Raw genomic sequence first — 18675 nt, forward strand, 5'->3', positions numbered from 1 at the left:
CAATGTTCTCCATATCGTGGATGAGATGTCAATCCTAATATGCATGGATAATTTTTACCAATAATTGTTCTAATTCTATCTCCCCAACTATATGTATTTGCAGTTACTGTAGTTGGTTTATAGTATTAGTTTGATATTAAATTGTTGTGAGTCCGACAAACTTGAATCTGTCGCTTTAATACCCGTGGTCAACATGTTCCCAATTTCCACTGTCATTCCTAATTAGAATCCATTTCCAATCATCATATGTTGAATCCGGATTAAGCGAACCATTCCCGCCTGATGAGTCTACATCGAAAGATGATAATATTACGATTGCTTCATCCGCGTCATATTGTTCAGCCCATTCATAAAATTCATCGGCGTATGTATCTCCGGGATAGGTCAGTTTTGTCAGTGTGCAGCCGTCAAATTCGTTGCCGAAATAGTCTTTTACTGTTTGGAAAGCCGCCTCAATATCACTGTCTGAATATATTTCCGATGGTTTCCAATCAGGAATTTGAACATTGTCAATATTCCCACCACTATTCTTTCCACCACAGCCGGCAAGAACAAAAATCATTATCAAAGCTGTCAGAAAACAGAATATAGTTTTCCTATTCATTTTTCGATACCTCCTACGAATTCAAAGTTTCTCGTGTTTACCAAAATGGAATTGAATTGACTTAACACAAAGTGTTGTCTATGTACTCGATAAGAGGCTTTCTATTTACCTTATCCTTATTGTGGATATACCAAGCATAGGCTTCTTCCAACCCCTGTTCTAATGATTTTACATCGCCCATTAGTTCATACTGCAAGGAAACATCCAAGCAATACTCATACTCATAAAAACTAAAATAATTCCTTTGTTCAATATCTTGATGAATTTCTACAAATGTAGCTTGTTTTCCAACAACAGCGTAGCATAACTCTACCCACTTACGAATCGAAACACCTTCCTTATTTCCTACGTTAAAGATACGCTGTGACGGTTTTACTTTCAACAGAACATCAATGAACCTACATAAATCATGAACATGGAAGAATTGCAACTTCATATCACCAGCTTTAGGTAAATAGAATTTTCGGTCAGCCAATGCACAATCAAAAACAAACGCTTCTCTATATACATTGTTCATTGGACCATATAAGTATGGAGGTCTAAGAATATATGCGTTTGGATTTCGTTTTAGCAAAACAGTTTCTGCATCTATTTTATCTGTTCCATACTTGCCCCAATACTTGTTGATAGAAAGATGAGCATATTCCTTGAATGGTTGTGGAGCATATTCTGGATATACGGCACTTGAACTGATAAGAATATAGTTTTCATAGTCTCCCAAAGCGTTAAGCAACAGTTCTACATCATCACCAGTATATGCCGTATCTATTACTGTATCAAAACGATATTCGCGAAGGGTCTCACCAAGATTATGCCTGTCAGCTTCAATAAGTGTTACGCCCTTTGACTGTTCTTTAGTGTTTCGATTAAGCACGTATACATCGTAGCCTTTAGTAACATAATACTCTGCAATATACCGACTAACAAATACCGTTCCACCTGTTACAAGTATCTTTTTCATATCTGCATTCTCCTTCAACTTCAAATTCGTCACATCACTTTCATTGGAACTATTTTCCCAAATTAGAACATTGTAATTTAATTGCCTGTATAGAAGTGCGCTCTTAGCTTTGCTAAAAGAATTATGCCGTATCCGGCGTGTTATCTTTTTTCGATTTCTTCTACTTTCTTCTGATAAAGTTTCATCAATTCTGCAACACAGGCTGCTTCGCTTTTATACGCTTCACTGCCTTTTGTAAATTCGTATGCCTGCATGACTGCCATATCATTCTGGTGATGTGCTTTTCTCAACTCCGGCGGCTTATGCCCCGTATTTCTATAGCCCTATACTATGCAAACTGGCTATTGTAGAGGTTCGCATAAAATCCGTCCGCTGCAAGTAGGCTCTCATGATTGCCCTGTTCTATAATCTTTCCGTCTTTCATAACAAGGATAATATCCGCTTCCCTGATGGTGGACAGACGATGAGCCACTATAAAGCTTGTCCTGCCCTGCATCATGGTAAGGAACGCTTTTTGAATCTTAATCTCTGTACGTGTATCAATCGATGATGTAGCCTCATCCAATATCAGCATAGGCGGTAAGCAGAGCATGACTCTTGTGATGCATAATAGCTGCTTCTGTCCCTGTGACAGGATGCCGCCGTCCTCACCGATTTCAGTGTCATAGCCCTTCGGCAGACGTCTGATAAAGCTGTGTGCATGAGATGCCTTTGCTGCTGCAATGATTTCCTCATCTGTAGCATCAGGCTTTCCCATTATGATATTGTCACGGATTGTACCCTTCTTGAGCCATGTCTCCTGAAGCACCATACCATAGTTGTCACGAAGACTCTCTCGTGTGATTTTTCTGATATCGTGTCCGCTCACCTTAATTGTTCCACTGTTTACATCATAAAACCTCATAAGCAGATTGATTATAGTAGTCTTTCCACAGCCTGTCGGACCTACGATAGCCACGCGCTGTCCCGGCTTTACATGGAGGTTGAAATCCTCAATAAGCTTTTTATCCGGCACATATGAGAAATAAACATCCTCTATGTCCACGCGTCCGTCTGCCTCACCAAGTGTTACCGCATCCGAAGCATCCGGTAGCTCCTTTTCCTCTTCAATAAGCTCAAAGATACGCGCAGCACAGGCAAGTGCGTTCTGAAGCTCTGTGATGACACCTGATATCTCGTTGAACGGCTTGGTGTACTGGTTGGCATATGATAAGAAGCATGAAAGCTGTCCTACTGTGATTCCGCCGGTGAGTGCACTCATGGCGCCAAAGATTCCGACTCCGGCATACACGAGACTGTTCACAAAACGTGTACTCGGATTTGTAAGACTTGAGAAAAATGTTGCCCGCAGTGAGCATTTCTGTAATCTGTCATTTATCTCGTCAAACTGCTCCAGAGCCTCATCCTCATGATTGAAGGCCTGTACTACCTTTTCATTTCCCACTATCTCGTCGATGAGTGATGTCTGCTCTCCCCTTGTTCTGGTCTGCAGCTGAAACATGGAATATGTCTTTTTAGTGATAAAGCTTGCCACAAAAAGCGACAAAGGTGTGATGAGCACTACAATGCATGATATCTTCACATCTATCGTGAGCATGAAAATAAGCGTGCCTGCTATTGTTGCAATTCCTGTAAAGAGCTGTGTGAAGCCCATCAGAAGTCCCTCTGAAAATGTATCTACATCGGCGATGATACGGCTGACCATATCACCGTGTGAGTGGCTGTCAATATAGGACAGCGGCATTTTTTCAATGTTTAAAAATGCATCATGCCTTATGTCCCTCACTATGTTGTAGGTCATCTTGTTGTTGCAGATATTTGTAAGCCACTGAGCTGCTGCCGCTATGACTACTATTATCGCTGCCCTTGTAAGGATGGCTGTCATAGCCGAAAAATCAACCTTTCCTTTTCCTACAATCAAATCAATAGCGCGTCCTGTGAGGATTGGAAAATAAAGCGTAAGCGCCACTGTAACAACAGACAGGGCAAGAGAAATCACAAGCAAAGGGATATATCTTTTCATGTAGCTTAGTACCTTGCGCATTGTGCCAGCTTTATTCATCTTCGCATTATCCGTAGCCATTCTCTACACCTCCTTTTGTTTAGTCATATCCGACTCTTTTTTAAACTGTGAATCATATATCTCTTTGTAGGTCTCGCATGTCTCAAGCAGCTTTTCATGCGGTCCGAAGCCAACCATCTGTCCGTCGTCAAGCACTATGATATTGTCCGCAAACTGGATAGATGAGGTACGCTGTGACACGATAAATATTGTCTTGTCACCATGCATATCCTTTAATGCCGCGCGAAGGCTCGCATCTGTAGCAAAATCAAGTGCCGATGCACTGTCGTCAAGTATCAGTATATCAGGATCCTTTACAACCGCCCTGGCAATTGTAAGACGCTGCTTCTGACCGCCTGATAGGTTCTTGCCGCCCTGCTCTATCATGTAGTCAAGACCGCCCTCTTTGCCCTTTACAACCTCTGTGGCCTGTGCTATATCAAGCGCCTTCCACATTTCCTCCTCTGTGGCATCATTTTTGCCCCAGCGCAGGTTGTCGGCTATCGTTCCTGCAAAAAGCACTGCCTTTTGCATTACGACACCGATTTTGTCGCGAAGCTGCACTGCATCGTAATCATTTATATCATTTCCCTGAATCCTTATAGTGCCCTTTGTGGCATCATAAAACCTCGGAATGAGATTTACAAGGCTTGATTTTCCTGAGCCTGTACCACCGATGATACCGATCGTCTGCCCCTTTTGCACTGTAAAGCTTATATCTGTGAGTGTCTCATCGGCTGCCCCCTCATAGGTCATGCAGACATGGTCAAACTCAACCTCAGCAGCCCCTTCCTTTGCATCAATAAGCTTAGGATTTTTCTCAGGAAGCTTGGATGGTATGGAAAGCACATCCGCTATACGGTTGCCGCACGCCACAGCCTTTGTCACCTGTACGATGAGGTTTGCAAGCTTTATCAGCTCGACAAGTATCTGTGACATATAGTTTACAAGTGCCACAACCTCGCCCTGCGTGAGTATTCCTGCGTATACCTGCTTGCCGCCCAATACGATAACCGCGATTGTTGCAATATTTATAATGATAAATGTAAGAGGATTGGTGAGTGCTGAGATTCTTCCTACAACCTGCTGCATATTGGTTAAAAGCTTATTGTCCCTGTTGAAGCTGTCAATCTCATCATTTTGCTTGTTGAACGCTCTTATAACCCTGGTTCCCTCTAAATTCTCCCTGGTGTGCGAAAGCACTGTATCAAGAGAGCTCTGCACCTTTTTGTAAAGCGGAAGACTTGCAACCATGACTGAGAATACCACTATTGAAAGCAGAGGTATAGTAACTACAAAAACCATTGCCGCTCTTACATTTACTGTAAAAGCCATCGCCATAGCTCCAAACACAATAAATGGCGAGCGAAGGAAGAGGCGAAGCACCAGATTGACTCCTGACTGTACCTGGTTTATATCGCTTGTCATCCTCGTGATAAGTGTCGATGTGCCCACTGTATCCATCTTTGAGAATGACAGTGACTCTATCTTTTCAAACAATATATGGCGAAGCTTTGTTGAAAAACCAACTGCCGCCTTGGCCGCAAAATACTGCGCTGTGACTGAGCTTATCAGGCCGACTGCCGCAAGCAGCACCAGCACGCCTCCCATCTTCCATATATATGGCTTGTCCGAAGCCGCAATTCCGTTATCAATGATTGCCGCCATAACAAGCGGTACTATAAGCTCGAAGGATGCCTCGAGCAGCTTAAACAGCGGAGCACAGATGCATTCCTTTTTGTACTCCTTCAAATATTTTAATATCTGTTTCATCTTTTCCCCTTCCAGATTTTATGTTACCGTTTACGACTCTGTATAACAGACAACGTTAACAGCTTCACTATTATAGATTATTTTTCTCATATATACAAGCAAAACGATACACAAAAAAACCAGTGCCCTGCGGTACTGGTTTCATTCGCCAAATCGTTTGCCACACCCAAATGTAACAAATAACGATTACAGTTAAAATAAATTATTCTAACACTTATGTATATGCTTCTTGATTGCTTCAAAGCTCTCAGGGCTTATGACATGCTCTATACGACATGCGTCCTCTGCGGCAATCTCCTTATCTACACCAAGCTTCTCTAGACACTCTGACAAAAGCTCATGTCTTTCGTATATCATCTCTGCTATCTGTCTTCCTGACTCTGTGAGTGTGATAAAGCCTGCATCACTTACTGTGATATTGTTCTTTTCCCTAAGGTTCTTCATGGCTATACTCACGCTGGATTTCTTAAATCCAAGCTCGTTTGCTATATCAACTGAGCGTACCACAGGAAGCTTCTTGCTGAGAATAAGTATGGTCTCTAAATAGTTTTCTGATGATTCGTTGTTTCGCATTTCGAATACCCCCGTGAGTTTATTTTCGTTCGTTTTCATTCAGTTATATTATTATAACATACATTTTATTGTTTGCAAAACTTTTCTTTTTGATTTGTACGTGATTTATGAAAATCCGAAAAAATCACAAAAATCCGCTTTTGTTATTGACTTCTAATTTATGTTAGTGTATACTAACTATCGAATCAGAAAACAAACGTATGCATGATATATTTCTAAATCTTGTATGCCATAAATGTTTAATTATACCAGATAAGACCGGCCGATCACCGGTCTTATTTATTTTATAAAAAAGGTAACTATTTAGCTCATGCGAGAGCTCTCTTTAGCCTTTCCAGACCTTCCATAAGCACTGACCTAGGGCATGCGATATTTAATCGCACAAAGTACCTGCCGTTGCCTCCAAACTCGGCTCCCTCCGACAGATAAAGACCTGTTTTTTCGCGAATCATCTGCGTAAATGCCACAGAATCATCTGTGAGTGCGCTGCAGTCAAGCCACATGAGGTATGTCGCATCGGCATCCACTATGTGTATCTGCGGCAGGTTTTCTTCCACAAAGTCACATACTTTTTTGCGGTTTTCCCAGAGATATGTTCGAAGCTCCTCAAGCCACGGCTCACCCTTTGTGAACGCCGCAACTGCTGCAGTAATTGCAAATGCATTTGGCTCTGCCACCTCGTCTGTATTTAATGCTCGCCATATCTTGTGACGCAGAAGCTTATTTGGCACCATCACTGCCGCAGTCTGTAAGCCTGCCATATTGAAGCACTTGGTCGGTGCCATGCAGGTGATGCTGATATCGGCGCAGTCCTCTGATGCTGCAGCAAACGGCACGTAGGACTTTCCCGGTGCTGTGATGTCACAGTGTATCTCGTCGGAAATGACTGTCACATTGTGCTTCTTGCAGAGTGCTCCTATTTTCGCAAGCTCCTCCCTTGTCCAGATGATGCCACATGGATTGTGAGGGTTGCAAAATATCATAAGCGTGGTCTGTGGATTGGAAAGGTCATGCTCGAACCTGTCATAGTCCACGAAATACCTTCCGTTTTCGTACCCAAGCGGGCTTTCTTGCACATTTACGCCGTTATTGAATATGGAATTAAAAAATATATTGTATACAGGTGTCATGATAAGCACATTCTCACCGGGTGTGGTGAGCTTTCGCACTGTAGATGATATGGCCGGTACGACTCCTGTGCAAAAAATCAGGCTGTCCCTTTCGATTTTAAGCCCATGGCGTCGGTCCCACCACGAAATATACGCATCATTCCACTCATCCGGAATGATGGAATAGCCAAACACTCCGTGAGAAACACGCGCTGAAATTGCATCTATTATCTGCGGTGCTGTCTTAAAATCCATATCTGCCACCCACATCGGGAGCTCATTTTCCGCCACATCCCACTTTAGTGAGCCTGTATTTCTTCTGTCTACAACGGTATCAAAATCATACATAGATTATTTTCCCTCACATATTATCTTTGTCTTTGATGGGTCAACCTTGTCCTTTTCGATAGTCAGTGTGCCAATCTCCTTAGCCCTTATCACTCCGCTTGTCGGATTCAAAACACTGTCCACCCTGCTGCAAATCTCCGCATCTACCGATGAATACTCAAAGGCAAGCGTAGTGTTTATCAGCTTGCAGTTTTTCATGACGAGATTGTCGATGTAGCAAAGCCCCTGCAAGCTCTCGATTGTACAGTTTATCAGTGTCAGATTCTTTGCATTCCAGCCAAGGTATTCGCCTGTGATAAATGAATCATAGACTGTGACATTTTCCGTATTCCAGAAAGCATCCTTTGAGATAAGCTTTGAATCGTGCACCTCTACATTTCTTGAGCCGTCAAACGAATAGTTGCCGACAAGCTGAAAATTCTTCATGGAAAGATTATTTGTATTCATACCAAAATAATCTCCCTTTGCCGAAACATTCTCGATATCGACATGATCACAGCTCCAGAGTGTCTCCTGGGCATTCGGAAACGTCACATTTTTAAGCTTTAAATTATTGCAGCGCCTGAAATTCTTAGGTGCCTCAACTATTGAATCTGTGACTGAGATATTGTCTGTATACCAGACTCCCGCACGCGCCATGTCAAACCATGTACAGTCCTTTACTTCTATGTCACTGCAATACCACAGCGGATATTTCCAACGGAAAAAGCAGCCTGTCAGACTAATGCCATGGCTCTCCTTAAGAGGTGACTCTCCATCATCAAAAATTGTATCATATATATCCATGTCGTTGCTTGCAAACAGTGCTCTTTCGCCTGTCAGAAACTCCTGATGGATTTGTTTTCTTTCGCTCATTATATATACTCCTTTTGCTCTAAGTTGTCCTAAAGTTATCTGTCATTAACTAAAAGAACTGCCAGGCACATAAGAATATGCAGCCCGACAGTTCTTTATTATACCCCAAATCCTACTTGATTCATAGTATTTTATATAAGTTTAATATTATAAAATTAATATTAAAAGCCTGATATTTACAGCTCAAGCCCATCGATAATATTCTTGAGTGCATCAGCAGACTCCTTGAGCTTTAAAGCCTCCTCACCGTTTAACTCGATCGGGATATCGCTCTCCACTCCGTTTGCTCCAACGATTGCAGGCATTGAGAGAACCACATCATCGATGCCGTACTGTCCGTGCATCATGTGTGAAACAGGAAGAATCGACTTCTCATCGCGCATAATCACCTCGCAGATACGTCTGACAGACATTGCGATACCGTAATATGTCGCATGCTTTCTGTTGATTATCTCGTAAGCACTGTTCTTTACGTTTGCAGCGATTTCCTCTGTATTCTCCTTGTGCTTGTAATGACCTCTCATCTCGCACATCTTGTGAAGCTCTACTCCGGAAACATTGGCTGATGACCATGCAACCACCTCACTGTCTCCATGCTCACCTACGATGAATGCATGTACGCTTCGGCTGTCCACCTCAAGGTGCTCTCCGAGCGCATACTTAAGTCTTGCACTGTCAAGCACTGTGCCCGAACCGATGACACGCTCCTCAGGAAGCCCTGAAAGCTTCTGCGCTACCTGTGTCAAAATATCTACAGGGTTTGCTACGATAAGTAAGATTCCACCGAAGTTTCTCTTTGCAATCTCCGGAATGATGCTCTTGAAGATTGCAACATTTTTATTTACCAGATCAAGCCTTGTCTCGCCCGGCTTTTGTCCTGCGCCTGCAGAAACAACAATGATAGCAGCATCTGCCACATCATCATAGCCACCTGCATATATCTTCATAGGTCTGGCAAAAGGAATACCGTGGCTTATATCCATAGCCTCTCCCTCTGCCTTATCCTTATCAGCGTCAATAAGAACTATCTCAGAAAAAAGACCGCTCTGCATAAGTGCAAAAACCGATGCCGAACCAACGAATCCACATCCGATCATGACAGCCTTTCTTGGGTTTGTCTTAACAACTGCGCTAGTTTTATTGCTCATGTTAGTTCCTCTCTTTCTAAAACTGTAATTAAAATAGTTGCTTTTCTTTTATTTATATTATACCCGCATTGTACAGATAATCCGTTGTAAAAACAACAAATTACTTGATAAAATACAATCAATAGCCCATTGTTCCTATTTTTATACAATTTTAGCTGCAGCAGCTTATTTTGTGCTTGAATTTCTGTACTCAAGCGGTGTCATTCCATACAGCTTCTTGAACTGTCTGTTAAAATGCTCCACATTCTGATATCCTGCCTCGATTGCGATATTCTCAACAGTTGTAATGCTGTTTCTAAGCAGTGTGCGTGCCTTCTTCATCTTGGCATTGGTGACCAGCTCTCCGAAGGTCTTGCCTGACTTCTCCTTTATGTACTTGGAGATATAAGGCTCTGTCAGGTTGAACTGTGCAGCCATATCTGCAAGCGATACTGTCTTGTAGTTGGCCTGGATGAAGTTGAGCATGGCGATATAGCGCTCATCCTTCACATGGCTGTCAGCCTTGGTGGCAAGGTAATGGTTTACTGCAACAACAAGCGCTCCGATTGATGCCTTGATGATATCCTCATCCACACCTGCGCCCCAGAACATCTTGCCGTCAACTGTGATACCCACGTATGCCATAGCCTTTGATGAAGAGCCGTGTGAAAGCGCATGCTCCTCGTATACGGTAAGCTCAAAGCTGATGTCAAAATACTGCTTTATAATATTGCTGACTGCATCGAGACGGCCGTTTCCGTTGGCATCTACCTTTCTGGTGCTGTCATTGTGTAAAATGACTGCCTCTGCAAAAATACCGTTCACCTGCTTAAAGTGGCACTCCGGTATAGTGAAATATGGATGGAAATCCACATAATTGTCTGTAAAGATACTGTGTACCCAATCAGGTGAAAGCTCCTTGTGCTCCTCGTCAGATACCTGCTTGACCATGTATCCTACCTGCTCTCTCATCTGCTGTGGCACATTGATACCGAAGCTCTGCTTAAGGATATAAGCCACTCCGCCCTTTCCTGACTGGCTGTTGATACGGATAACATCGGCCTCATATGTCCTGCCGACATCCTTTGGATCTATAGGCAGATATGGAACTGTCCACTTATCAAGCTTCTTTTCCTCTCTCCATGCCATGCCCTTTGAGATAGCATCCTGATGTGAGCCTGAAAATGCAGAGAATACAAGGTCTCCCACATATGGCTGTCTCTCGCCTACCTTCATTCTGGTATATGTCTCATACTTCTCCCTGATCTCAGGCAGATTTGAAAAATCAAGCTGTGGATCCACTCCGTGTGAGTAAAGATTCATGGCAAGTGTCACTATATCGACATTTCCTGTTCTCTCACCGTTTCCAAACAGTGTACCCTCTATCTCCTCAGCTCCTGCAAGCACGCCAAGCTCTGATGTGGCAACACCGCAGCCTCTGTCATTATGAGGATGTAAGCACAGCACTACTCCGTCTCTGTACTTAAGATGCTTGTCGATATACTCTATCTGTGTGGCAAAAACATGTGGCATAGCATTCTCTACCGTGGTAGGGATATTGATGATGGCCTTATTATCAGCCTTTGGCTGCCATACATCAAGCACTGCGTTGCACACATCAACCGCATAATCCACCTCAGTGCCCGAAAAGCTCTCCGGTGAATACTGGAAGCGGAAATTACCGTCAGTCGCAGCCGCAAGGTCTCTCAGTAAGATGGCACCGTCAACCGCAAGCTGCTTTATCTCTTCCTTTGACTTCTTAAACACCTGCTCACGCTGTGCAACAGATGTGGAATTGTACAGATGTACAACCGCTCTCGGTGCTCCCTCAAGTGCCTTGAAGGTCTTCTTGATGATATGCTCTCTGGCCTGTGTCAGCACATGTATAGTGACATCATCCGGAATCATATCCCTCTCAATAAGAGCTCTTGTGAAATTGAACTCTGTCTCAGAGGCTGCCGGGAAACCTACCTCGATTTCCTTAAAGCCTATATCTACAAGCATCTTAAAGAAGTCAAGCTTCTCCTCAAGGCTCATCGGCTCGATAAGAGCCTGGTTGCCATCACGTAAATCAACCGAACACCACAGTGGTGCTTTATCTATATAATCCTTCTTAACCCAGTCATAAGTGCATTCAGGAGGCAGAAAATAACTGCGCTCGTATTTTTCATATCCTTTCATCTTAAAACCTCTTTTCGTTTGAACTGATATAATTGTAACACATAAGCGCAGTTATTGGAATGATTATATTTAATCACTTTGGTTGATGTAATTTAACTTTTTATAAAAATATAATCAACTTTATTGATTTTGATTATTCTAATCAGATATTTTGGTCAAAAATCTGACTAATCCTCTCTCTTATTGCCCCAGAAAAACAATGCAACTGTTCCGGGACCGGTGTGGCTTCCTATTGTCGTACCGATATCATTTATCTCTACCTTGCCATTCATCTTAGGAAAGGCAGCCTCTATCAGATCAGCTACGGCTTTAGCATCCTCATAGCATGCGGAATTTGATATGTAGACCTTATCTGAATAATCGGCACCGTCCTTGCAGAGTGCCTGCATCTTCACAAGCATCTCCTTTATCGCCTTCTTTTTGGTACGGATTTTCTCACGCACAATAAGCTTTCCCTCATTGCTCACATTCATGAAAGGACAGATATTCAGCACATTTCCCACGAAGCCCGCGGTCTTTGAGATACGGCCTCCCCTGATAAAAAATGTAAGGTCTGATGAGAAGAACCAGTGATTCACCTCAAGTCTGTGCTCCATAGTCCAATTTGCCAGTGTATCGATATCCATGCCGCTATCCCTAAAGTCAGCGAGCTTATCCATCAAAAGGCCAAAGCCAGACGATGCTGCCAGCGAATCAATCACATATATCTTTCTGTCAGGGTATTCCTCCTCCAAAGCCTCCTTTGCAAGCCTTGCTGAGTTGACTGTACCTGATATACCGGAGCTTAGTGCGCAGTGAAGCACATCATATCCCTCATCCAGAAACTGTCTGAAGTACTCCATGTACTCCTCCTGATTGATCTGCGAGGTCTTTGTCATGGCACCGGCTTCCATTGCCTTGTAGAAATCCGGCAGTGGCATGGACTGTCCTAAATCATCCATATATTCTTTGCCGTCGAGCTCATAGTGAAAGCACGCGTACTTAATGTCTCTCTCAAGCATATGTTCTTTTGTAAGGTCTGCTGTCGAGCAGCAGCTAATCACATAATTTGACATATTATTTTCCTTTATTTTAGTTATTGTTTTTTATTATATATAGTCAGACACATATGGTATCTCATGGTACAAAATATCATCAAGCTTTGCAACAGCATCATATGTAGTCTGTATTTTGCCCATCTGCAAAAGCTTCTCAGCACTCTTGTAGCCTAGAAGCAGTGTGGTAAATGTGCCAATAGACATGTTAAGGCGATACTGCGGCTTTTTGTCGGTGAGAGCACAGTGCCCTTTCTCAAAATCAATGACGAATGTGCCATTGTTCCACGGCAGAAGCTCATCCTCTATCTCGAAGCTAAAGCAGCCGCTTGGACCATCCGGGTCACAGTTGTACTGTGAAATAAACTGCGCCACATCGATGATTCTGCCCATGGCGTATGGTCTGATCGTCTCCTTTATATCACTATCGTCGAGCTCAAAAGCGATAGGCTCGCTGTAATAGTTGTTGCCTCTGACCTCATCTATCATGGAATCGTGGGCATGAATGTATTCCCACAGGCCAAGCTGTGCCTCACGGTTTAAGTAGATGAGCTCCTTGATGTGCATGACATCGGAGCTGATAAGATACACCATATAGCCACACGGTTCATCATCCTCGTTGTAGTAGATGGCGACCATCGTATCGTCCTCATCCCAGCGGAAGTACTCCTCCCAAGCCAGATTATTTCTGTACAGACAACCGTGCGTCTTTGCGGCAAAGTGAGTATGAAGCTTCTTAAACTGCTCGTCATCCCACTGCACACGGCGCACATAGCCGGGCTCCTTAAGCTTTGTTGGAATCTGTCTGTCCTTTATCACATATGTCATCTTGTTTGAGATAATCTCCCAGCCAAGCCCTCTGTAAAGAGGTATGGAGTATGGGTACAAAAGAGCAAACGACTTGTTGCTGTCGCGCATTCTCGTAAGACTCTTTCTCATGAGCTTTTTCATGAGACCATGACCGGTATACTCAGGATACGTGCAAACACTTGTGACAAAGCCCACCTCGTAGCGCTCGCCGTATATATTCATATCGAGCGGATATACCGCAAACTGAGCCACAAGCTCCTCTTTTTTGTCAATGATATTGAAGCAGCCGAGCACATCAGCTCTCTCAAGCACCGGAAACTTCGACTGCTTGATTTCGTCATCCTTCCAGCCTGTCTCGGCAAGATCTGCCTCTGTCACCTGAAAAGCATAACGAAGCAGTGCATTGTACTCCTCCGCATCATCCTTTGTCAGTACTCTTATCTTAAATTCATCTGATTTAAAAGAATGCATAGTGTCCTTTCTCGCCTGTCTTTACTGTATACATCAGATCGTCCGCCTTCTTAATGAGCTCGGTAATCTGACTCTCACTGGTAACATTTCTCTCATATGAAATACCGATGGAACAGGTGATATTCTTCTCCTCATTAAACTCTACGTCATGGTTGAGATATTTCTTTATCTGGCTGCTAAAGCCGTCTGCCTCTGCAATCCTTGCATAAATATCCTTTGCGATATTCTCAAGCTCGTATCTGGCGCATGACTCAATAACTATGATGAACTCATCACCGCCATATCTGCTCACAAAGCCTCTGTCCTTAGCAACTTCCTTGAACACAAAGGCCATCTCCTTAAGTATCAAATCTCCCACATCATGACCATATGTATCATTATAATGCTTGAAATTGTCCAGGTCAATAAACATAAGCCCCACATCCATGCCACCTGATGTCACACTTATGCGCTTTTCAAGCTTTTCAATCTCCTGATACATACCTGCTCTGTTATAGATACCGGTAAGCATGTCAGTGACAGCTGCCTGCTTCAGCTTCTTGTTCATCTCATTAGCCTTCTCATTGGCCTCAATACGGGCAATGGAATACTCAAGCTCTCTGAACAACAGCTTGAAAATGCTCAGATCATCCTCATTGAGCATGTATCGCTCGATTGAGCCATGCCAGTTGTCCTTCATGCGCACATATGCTATGAGCACACTTGAAAGCGCATCATTCTTGATAAAAGGCACTGCGACAAATGAGCATACATCATCCACGCCGAAGTACGAGATGACATTTTCATACTCGTAGAAGCCCTCTCCAATCTTTGATGTGGCAATGCCCTCCGGATAGTCTATCATGATATCACATATACCCTTTATAACCTCATCTGTCATATCACAGCCCGTATCATTATAAAGTACCTGCGGCTCCTTCGCGTGCAGATCTATGATCAGCGCACAGTCAAGACTGAAATGATTGATGAAATTGCTCATGGCATTTTCAATCATGGTGTCCTTCTTCTGGTCATTGACATCGATAATGGTCTGCCATATGGAAATAAACTCCATCTGCCGCTTTGAGCCCTGATAATCCTTTTCGAGCCCATGCTGCTTTACAAGCATATTAATCTGCCGCTCATTGATATGGCCATCACTCAGTGATTCCAGGTTGATATTTTTTAACATGTCAAGCGGAGCTGCCTCTGCTATTTCATGCATCCTTTTATTGTGTGCCTCCAGAAGCATTTTCTCATGCTCTATAAGCTCATTTTTGCCGAGCAGCGCAAACAGCTTCATCCTGCTTTCCCTGTATATCGAATATGCAAAAAATTCATTTCCCTCGGCATTAACGAGATATCTCTCCGCATCCTCAAAACGTAAAAAGGCTTCTTCCTTTTTATCATCGTGCCACAAGAGCATAGCCGATGCAAAGGAGTAAAGGAACATCTCATCATCGCACCTGGAATAGTCATGGACTGCCTCAGTTCTTGTGGTGTCAATTACTCTGTAGATGACATAATTAAGAAACTGCTTGCAGCTGAGCAGATAGCGCTCACAGCTGAATCTGTCACCAGAAAATATAGATGCAAGCGCAAGAAGCGCATATACCTTACTCGTGTTGCACACCCTTAAGCTGTTTAGATGAAGCTTTATAATAGTCTTCATGGCAACTAAAAGTGCATGGACAGCCTCCTTATAATTGCCCTGCATGATATAGTTAAGAGACTTGTTATAATACACCTCAGCTATATCCTCCGGCAGCTTCAGGTAATATAACATATTGATTGCAGCATTGTAATAATCATCAACCAGCTCATTTTTACCCATAGCACTTAAATTGTAGCCTATAGACGTAAGCACTCTCGCAACATATATATTGCCGTGTCCCTTCATGAACTCGTATGTACGGATAACATATAAAAAGGCTATCTCATTGAGACCGCTTGTGCTGGCAAGCATGATAGTCTTCTGATATGCATCATACACAAGCTGCTCATTTCCTATCTCCTTCGCAAGCTCAAGCCCCTTTGTAAAATGCTTTAGTAATGATTCATCATAAAAGGACTGCTTCACCACATCACGGCTATTGTCGTATGCGTAAATATATATATGTGCCAGATGATTCCTGTAGCCGTGCTTTATGAGCTTTTCTATAATTTCATCACTGACAGGTATATCCTGTACACAGAAGAATATATTGTACCAGCCTGACATCTTTATCATGACTGACAAAAGCTCTGCCTTAAATATCAGTATGTCATCCTCTGCCAAAACTGCATAGTCATAGGCACTCTTTGCACTGTTTCCGGCCTTCTCAAGCTTGCCCTGATACATATAGCAGGTGCCCTTCATGAAATAATACAGTGAAAGATAATGCTCACTGTCATTTTCCGGTATCAGCGCTTTGTATTCATTCGTGAGCTCAATCGCTTTGGACATCTCTCCAAGTAAAACACAGGTCCTGGCATAGACCAAATAAAAACGTCTCAGACTCTTTTCATCAATCCATGCATCCTCAAACTTAAGCTTATGCTCTATGATGCGGCAGCCTCTTCTTGCCTGCTCAAAATCCAGAAACTCCATGATATTTGATGCTTCCTGAATGCTCTGCTCAAAGTTTGTAGTGATATACAGCTCATCATCATTCGTGTTTTTTATGTTATTTTTAAGCGATCCGGCACTGCCTATATAGTATATGGCACTCCTGTCCTCAAGCGACTCAACTATACGATCCCACACCTCAACAGTACTGTCAGTACCCTTGACCATGGCATTAACACCTAACACGATACCGATATTGGTACACGGATTGTCAATCAGATACTTGATGGTCTCAATAGAGCTCTTTGACGCCATCTGGAATCTGTTTATCACAATCATCAATGGCCTCACTTCTGAAAGCCTCTTAAGCATATCAACTATAGCCATAGTCATACGTCTCTGCTCGTATGCTACCTCATTTAACAGCACTGTTTCCTCTCTGAAGCACTCACCGGTCTCATAATAGCTGTTTAACACCTGTCTGTGCAGATAGTACACACCGCACTCCTTCTGGAAATCATCAAAGCTTCCGCCTATAAAGCGCCTGTGCATATTGCATATGATGTCCAAAAATGGCTCATAAGCTCCGACCAGCGTATTGTAAGAGAACTCACTGTATGCAAAAAAGACGTTATCCTCATTGCTTTGATAACGTCTTATAACCTCAAGATTTTCAATCGAAAAATCATTGCTATAATTCGCCATTACGATATTTCGAGTCTCTTTTCCTATGCGATTGTAAATCTGCTCGATTACCCCGCTATAATACTTCTCTATCATCTAATTACCCCATCATGTTCCAAAGCCGACACAGTGTATATCAATCCTCCTGTAATCAAGCTTTTCCGAAATAATCCTAAAACCATAGTAGACCAAAACTCCTAAAAAGTCAATCTTTTGACTCAATAATGATAAATTTTCCTCTATGGATATCAATCAGTGCATGATCATCGACTATTTCATTGGATATGCCAAGCGATGTAAACCTGTCAAAGGAATAATCAGTAACAGGATACTTAAAGCCCTTAAGGCTTACCTCATTGTCGTCTGTCAGTGCTATAAGTGAGACAAACCTGCCATACTGTGCTGATTTTTCAATGGTTACAGGCTTATCTGCCATCCTTATGCGGTTGTTTGTATCGATAATGCGGATGTCAGTTCCACTTTCCAGGCCTATTCCCAAAAGTGAAATATTTCCAAGCACATGGTCTATTCTGCTGCCTGTTGCTCCAAGCACCACTATGCTTCGTGCACCCTCGCTTATTGCCAGTCTTATGGCGTACTCTGTATCAGTATCATCCTTTACGGGATTGAGCCTGCGTATCTCAGTCTGTCCCTTTCTCTCAAAATACTCCAATGCATTTGTCTTAGTCGAATCGAAATCACCTACAATTATATCAGGTGTGACACCGTTTTCGTACAGAAAATCCATTCCGCTGTCAGCTGCAATTATGGCATCTATTCCGTCAGTCTTTATCTCGTTTAAGCCAAATTCCTTATCTATTTTTCCACCACATACAATCAGATACCTCATTTTATCCACCCTCTCCTTAATAACATATCCACATCTGCTACATCATAGTGTTGAGAAAACCTGTCACATTTTCTTCTATATCTCCGCTAAACACCGCACTTCCCGCAACAATGATATTGGCACCTGCCGCAAGCAGTGTCTCAACATTCTCCAGATTGACACCACCGTCCACCTCTATATCAGCCTTATTTCCTGTTTTCTCAAGAAGTGCCTTTAAGTCGCGTACCTTGTCTACCGTGTACGGAATAAGCTTTTGTCCTCCGAAGCCCGGATTTACCGTCATGATAAGCACCATGTCCACCTTAGGAAGCACATACTCTATAGCAGACAGCGGAGTAGCCGGATTTAATGCTACGCCTGCCAATATGCCCTTTTCCTTTATTGCCTCGATTGTCCTGTCAAGATGCTTGCACGCCTCCGCATGGACTGTGATGATATCAGCGCCTGCTGCCGCAAAATCATCTATGTATCTGACCGGCTCATCTATCATCAGATGCACATCAAACATGCGCTCTGTGCACTTTCTGATTGTCTTTATGACCGGCAGTCCTATTGATATGCTTGGAACGAAGCTGCCGTCCATAACATCTATATGCACATACTGTGCTCCGGCCTCGTCAAGCTGCTTAAGCTGCTCTCCAAGTATTGAATAATCTGCTGATAAAATTGATGGTGATAAGCAGTTCATGTTTTCCTCCGTTTGATT

The 18675-nt window shown here is 42.9% G+C and carries 15 protein-coding genes; all 15 read right to left on the reverse strand.

Features of this window, described 5'->3' with window-relative positions:
• Nucleotides 1-175 precede the first annotated feature (175 nt).
• Nucleotides 176-604: a hypothetical protein gene (locus tag ACW6PM_RS10430; RefSeq protein ID WP_368200118.1), complete on the reverse strand. Its 429-nt coding sequence runs from the start codon at nt 602-604 to the stop codon at nt 176-178.
• Between the two features lie 61 nt (nt 605-665).
• A complete protein-coding gene (locus ACW6PM_RS10435; protein ID WP_055238462.1) occupies nt 666-1565 on the reverse strand; it encodes an NAD-dependent epimerase/dehydratase family protein in 900 nt (299 codons plus the stop codon).
• Between the two features lie 140 nt (nt 1566-1705).
• The gene (locus tag ACW6PM_RS10440) at nt 1706-1828 is read right to left on the reverse strand and encodes a hypothetical protein (protein WP_418917265.1); all 123 of its coding nucleotides are present in this window, start codon (nt 1826-1828) and stop codon (nt 1706-1708) included.
• Nucleotides 1829-1893: 65 nt separating this feature from the next.
• Nucleotides 1894-3648 (reverse strand): ABC transporter ATP-binding protein, encoded by a 1755-nt coding sequence (locus ACW6PM_RS10445; protein ID WP_456057111.1) that lies wholly within the window; start codon nt 3646-3648, stop codon nt 1894-1896.
• 3 nt (nt 3649-3651) lie between these two features.
• On the reverse strand, nt 3652-5400 hold the full coding sequence (locus ACW6PM_RS10450; RefSeq protein ID WP_456057112.1) for an ABC transporter ATP-binding protein: 1749 nt from the start codon (nt 5398-5400) through the stop codon (nt 3652-3654).
• Between the two features lie 207 nt (nt 5401-5607).
• Nucleotides 5608-5973 carry a metal-dependent transcriptional regulator gene (locus ACW6PM_RS10455; protein ID WP_308657621.1) on the reverse strand — a complete coding sequence of 122 codons (366 nt, stop codon included), beginning with the start codon at nt 5971-5973 and terminating at the stop codon, nt 5608-5610.
• Nucleotides 5974-6281: 308 nt separating this feature from the next.
• Nucleotides 6282-7430 (reverse strand): MalY/PatB family protein, encoded by a 1149-nt coding sequence (locus tag ACW6PM_RS10460; RefSeq protein ID WP_456057113.1) that lies wholly within the window; start codon nt 7428-7430, stop codon nt 6282-6284.
• A 3-nt stretch (nt 7431-7433) separates the two neighbouring features.
• Complete coding sequence (locus ACW6PM_RS10465; protein WP_456057114.1) at nt 7434-8285, reverse strand: DUF3737 family protein; 852 nt, start codon at nt 8283-8285, stop codon at nt 7434-7436.
• Between the two features lie 176 nt (nt 8286-8461).
• Nucleotides 8462-9433: an L-lactate dehydrogenase gene (locus ACW6PM_RS10470; protein ID WP_448754509.1), complete on the reverse strand. Its 972-nt coding sequence runs from the start codon at nt 9431-9433 to the stop codon at nt 8462-8464.
• A 165-nt stretch (nt 9434-9598) separates the two neighbouring features.
• The gene (locus tag ACW6PM_RS10475) at nt 9599-11593 is read right to left on the reverse strand and encodes a 2-isopropylmalate synthase (RefSeq protein WP_448754510.1); all 1995 of its coding nucleotides are present in this window, start codon (nt 11591-11593) and stop codon (nt 9599-9601) included.
• A 167-nt stretch (nt 11594-11760) separates the two neighbouring features.
• Entirely contained in the window at nt 11761-12648 is an 888-nt protein-coding gene (locus ACW6PM_RS10480; RefSeq protein WP_448754511.1) for a DegV family protein, read from the reverse strand.
• Nucleotides 12649-12681: 33 nt separating this feature from the next.
• Nucleotides 12682-13908 carry a GNAT family N-acetyltransferase gene (locus tag ACW6PM_RS10485; protein ID WP_448754512.1) on the reverse strand — a complete coding sequence of 409 codons (1227 nt, stop codon included), beginning with the start codon at nt 13906-13908 and terminating at the stop codon, nt 12682-12684.
• A complete protein-coding gene (locus ACW6PM_RS10490) occupies nt 13895-17215 on the reverse strand; it encodes a diguanylate cyclase (RefSeq protein ID WP_448754513.1) in 3321 nt (1106 codons plus the stop codon). The genes ACW6PM_RS10485 and ACW6PM_RS10490 overlap by 14 nt, the downstream gene beginning before the upstream one ends.
• A 109-nt stretch (nt 17216-17324) precedes the next feature.
• On the reverse strand, nt 17325-17969 hold the full coding sequence (locus tag ACW6PM_RS10495) for a thiamine diphosphokinase (protein WP_456057115.1): 645 nt from the start codon (nt 17967-17969) through the stop codon (nt 17325-17327).
• A 37-nt stretch (nt 17970-18006) separates the two neighbouring features.
• Nucleotides 18007-18657, reverse strand: a complete 651-nt coding sequence (rpe, locus tag ACW6PM_RS10500; RefSeq protein ID WP_443595000.1) for a ribulose-phosphate 3-epimerase — start codon at nt 18655-18657, stop codon at nt 18007-18009.
• Nucleotides 18658-18675 lie beyond the last annotated feature (18 nt).

This window comes from Agathobacter sp. (assembly GCF_977054825.1).

Bases quoted from the DNA above. Each gene is read 5' to 3' on its own strand.
- ACW6PM_RS10430 (WP_368200118.1), bottom strand. From the start codon at position 604: ATGAATAGGAAAACTATATTCTGTTTTCTGACAGCTTTGATAATGATT.
- ACW6PM_RS10435 (WP_055238462.1), bottom strand. From the start codon at position 1,565: ATGAAAAAGATACTTGTAACAGGTGGAACGGTATTTGTTAGTCGGTAT.
- ACW6PM_RS10440 (WP_418917265.1), bottom strand. From the start codon at position 1,828: ATGGCAGTCATGCAGGCATACGAATTTACAAAAGGCAGTGAAGCGTAT.
- ACW6PM_RS10445 (WP_456057111.1), bottom strand. From the start codon at position 3,648: ATGGCTACGGATAATGCGAAGATGAATAAAGCTGGCACAATGCGCAAG.
- ACW6PM_RS10450 (WP_456057112.1), bottom strand. From the start codon at position 5,400: ATGAAACAGATATTAAAATATTTGAAGGAGTACAAAAAGGAATGCATC.
- ACW6PM_RS10455 (WP_308657621.1), bottom strand. From the start codon at position 5,973: ATGCGAAACAACGAATCATCAGAAAACTATTTAGAGACCATACTTATT.
- ACW6PM_RS10460 (WP_456057113.1), bottom strand. From the start codon at position 7,430: ATGTATGATTTTGATACCGTTGTAGACAGAAGAAATACAGGCTCACTA.
- ACW6PM_RS10465 (WP_456057114.1), bottom strand. From the start codon at position 8,285: ATGAGCGAAAGAAAACAAATCCATCAGGAGTTTCTGACAGGCGAAAGA.
- ACW6PM_RS10470 (WP_448754509.1), bottom strand. From the start codon at position 9,433: ATGAGCAATAAAACTAGCGCAGTTGTTAAGACAAACCCAAGAAAGGCT.
- ACW6PM_RS10475 (WP_448754510.1), bottom strand. From the start codon at position 11,593: ATGAAAGGATATGAAAAATACGAGCGCAGTTATTTTCTGCCTCCTGAA.
- ACW6PM_RS10480 (WP_448754511.1), bottom strand. From the start codon at position 12,648: ATGTCAAATTATGTGATTAGCTGCTGCTCGACAGCAGACCTTACAAAA.
- ACW6PM_RS10485 (WP_448754512.1), bottom strand. From the start codon at position 13,908: ATGCATTCTTTTAAATCAGATGAATTTAAGATAAGAGTACTGACAAAG.
- ACW6PM_RS10490 (WP_448754513.1), bottom strand. From the start codon at position 17,215: ATGATAGAGAAGTATTATAGCGGGGTAATCGAGCAGATTTACAATCGC.
- ACW6PM_RS10495 (WP_456057115.1), bottom strand. From the start codon at position 17,969: ATGAGGTATCTGATTGTATGTGGTGGAAAAATAGATAAGGAATTTGGC.
- rpe (WP_443595000.1), bottom strand. From the start codon at position 18,657: ATGAACTGCTTATCACCATCAATTTTATCAGCAGATTATTCAATACTT.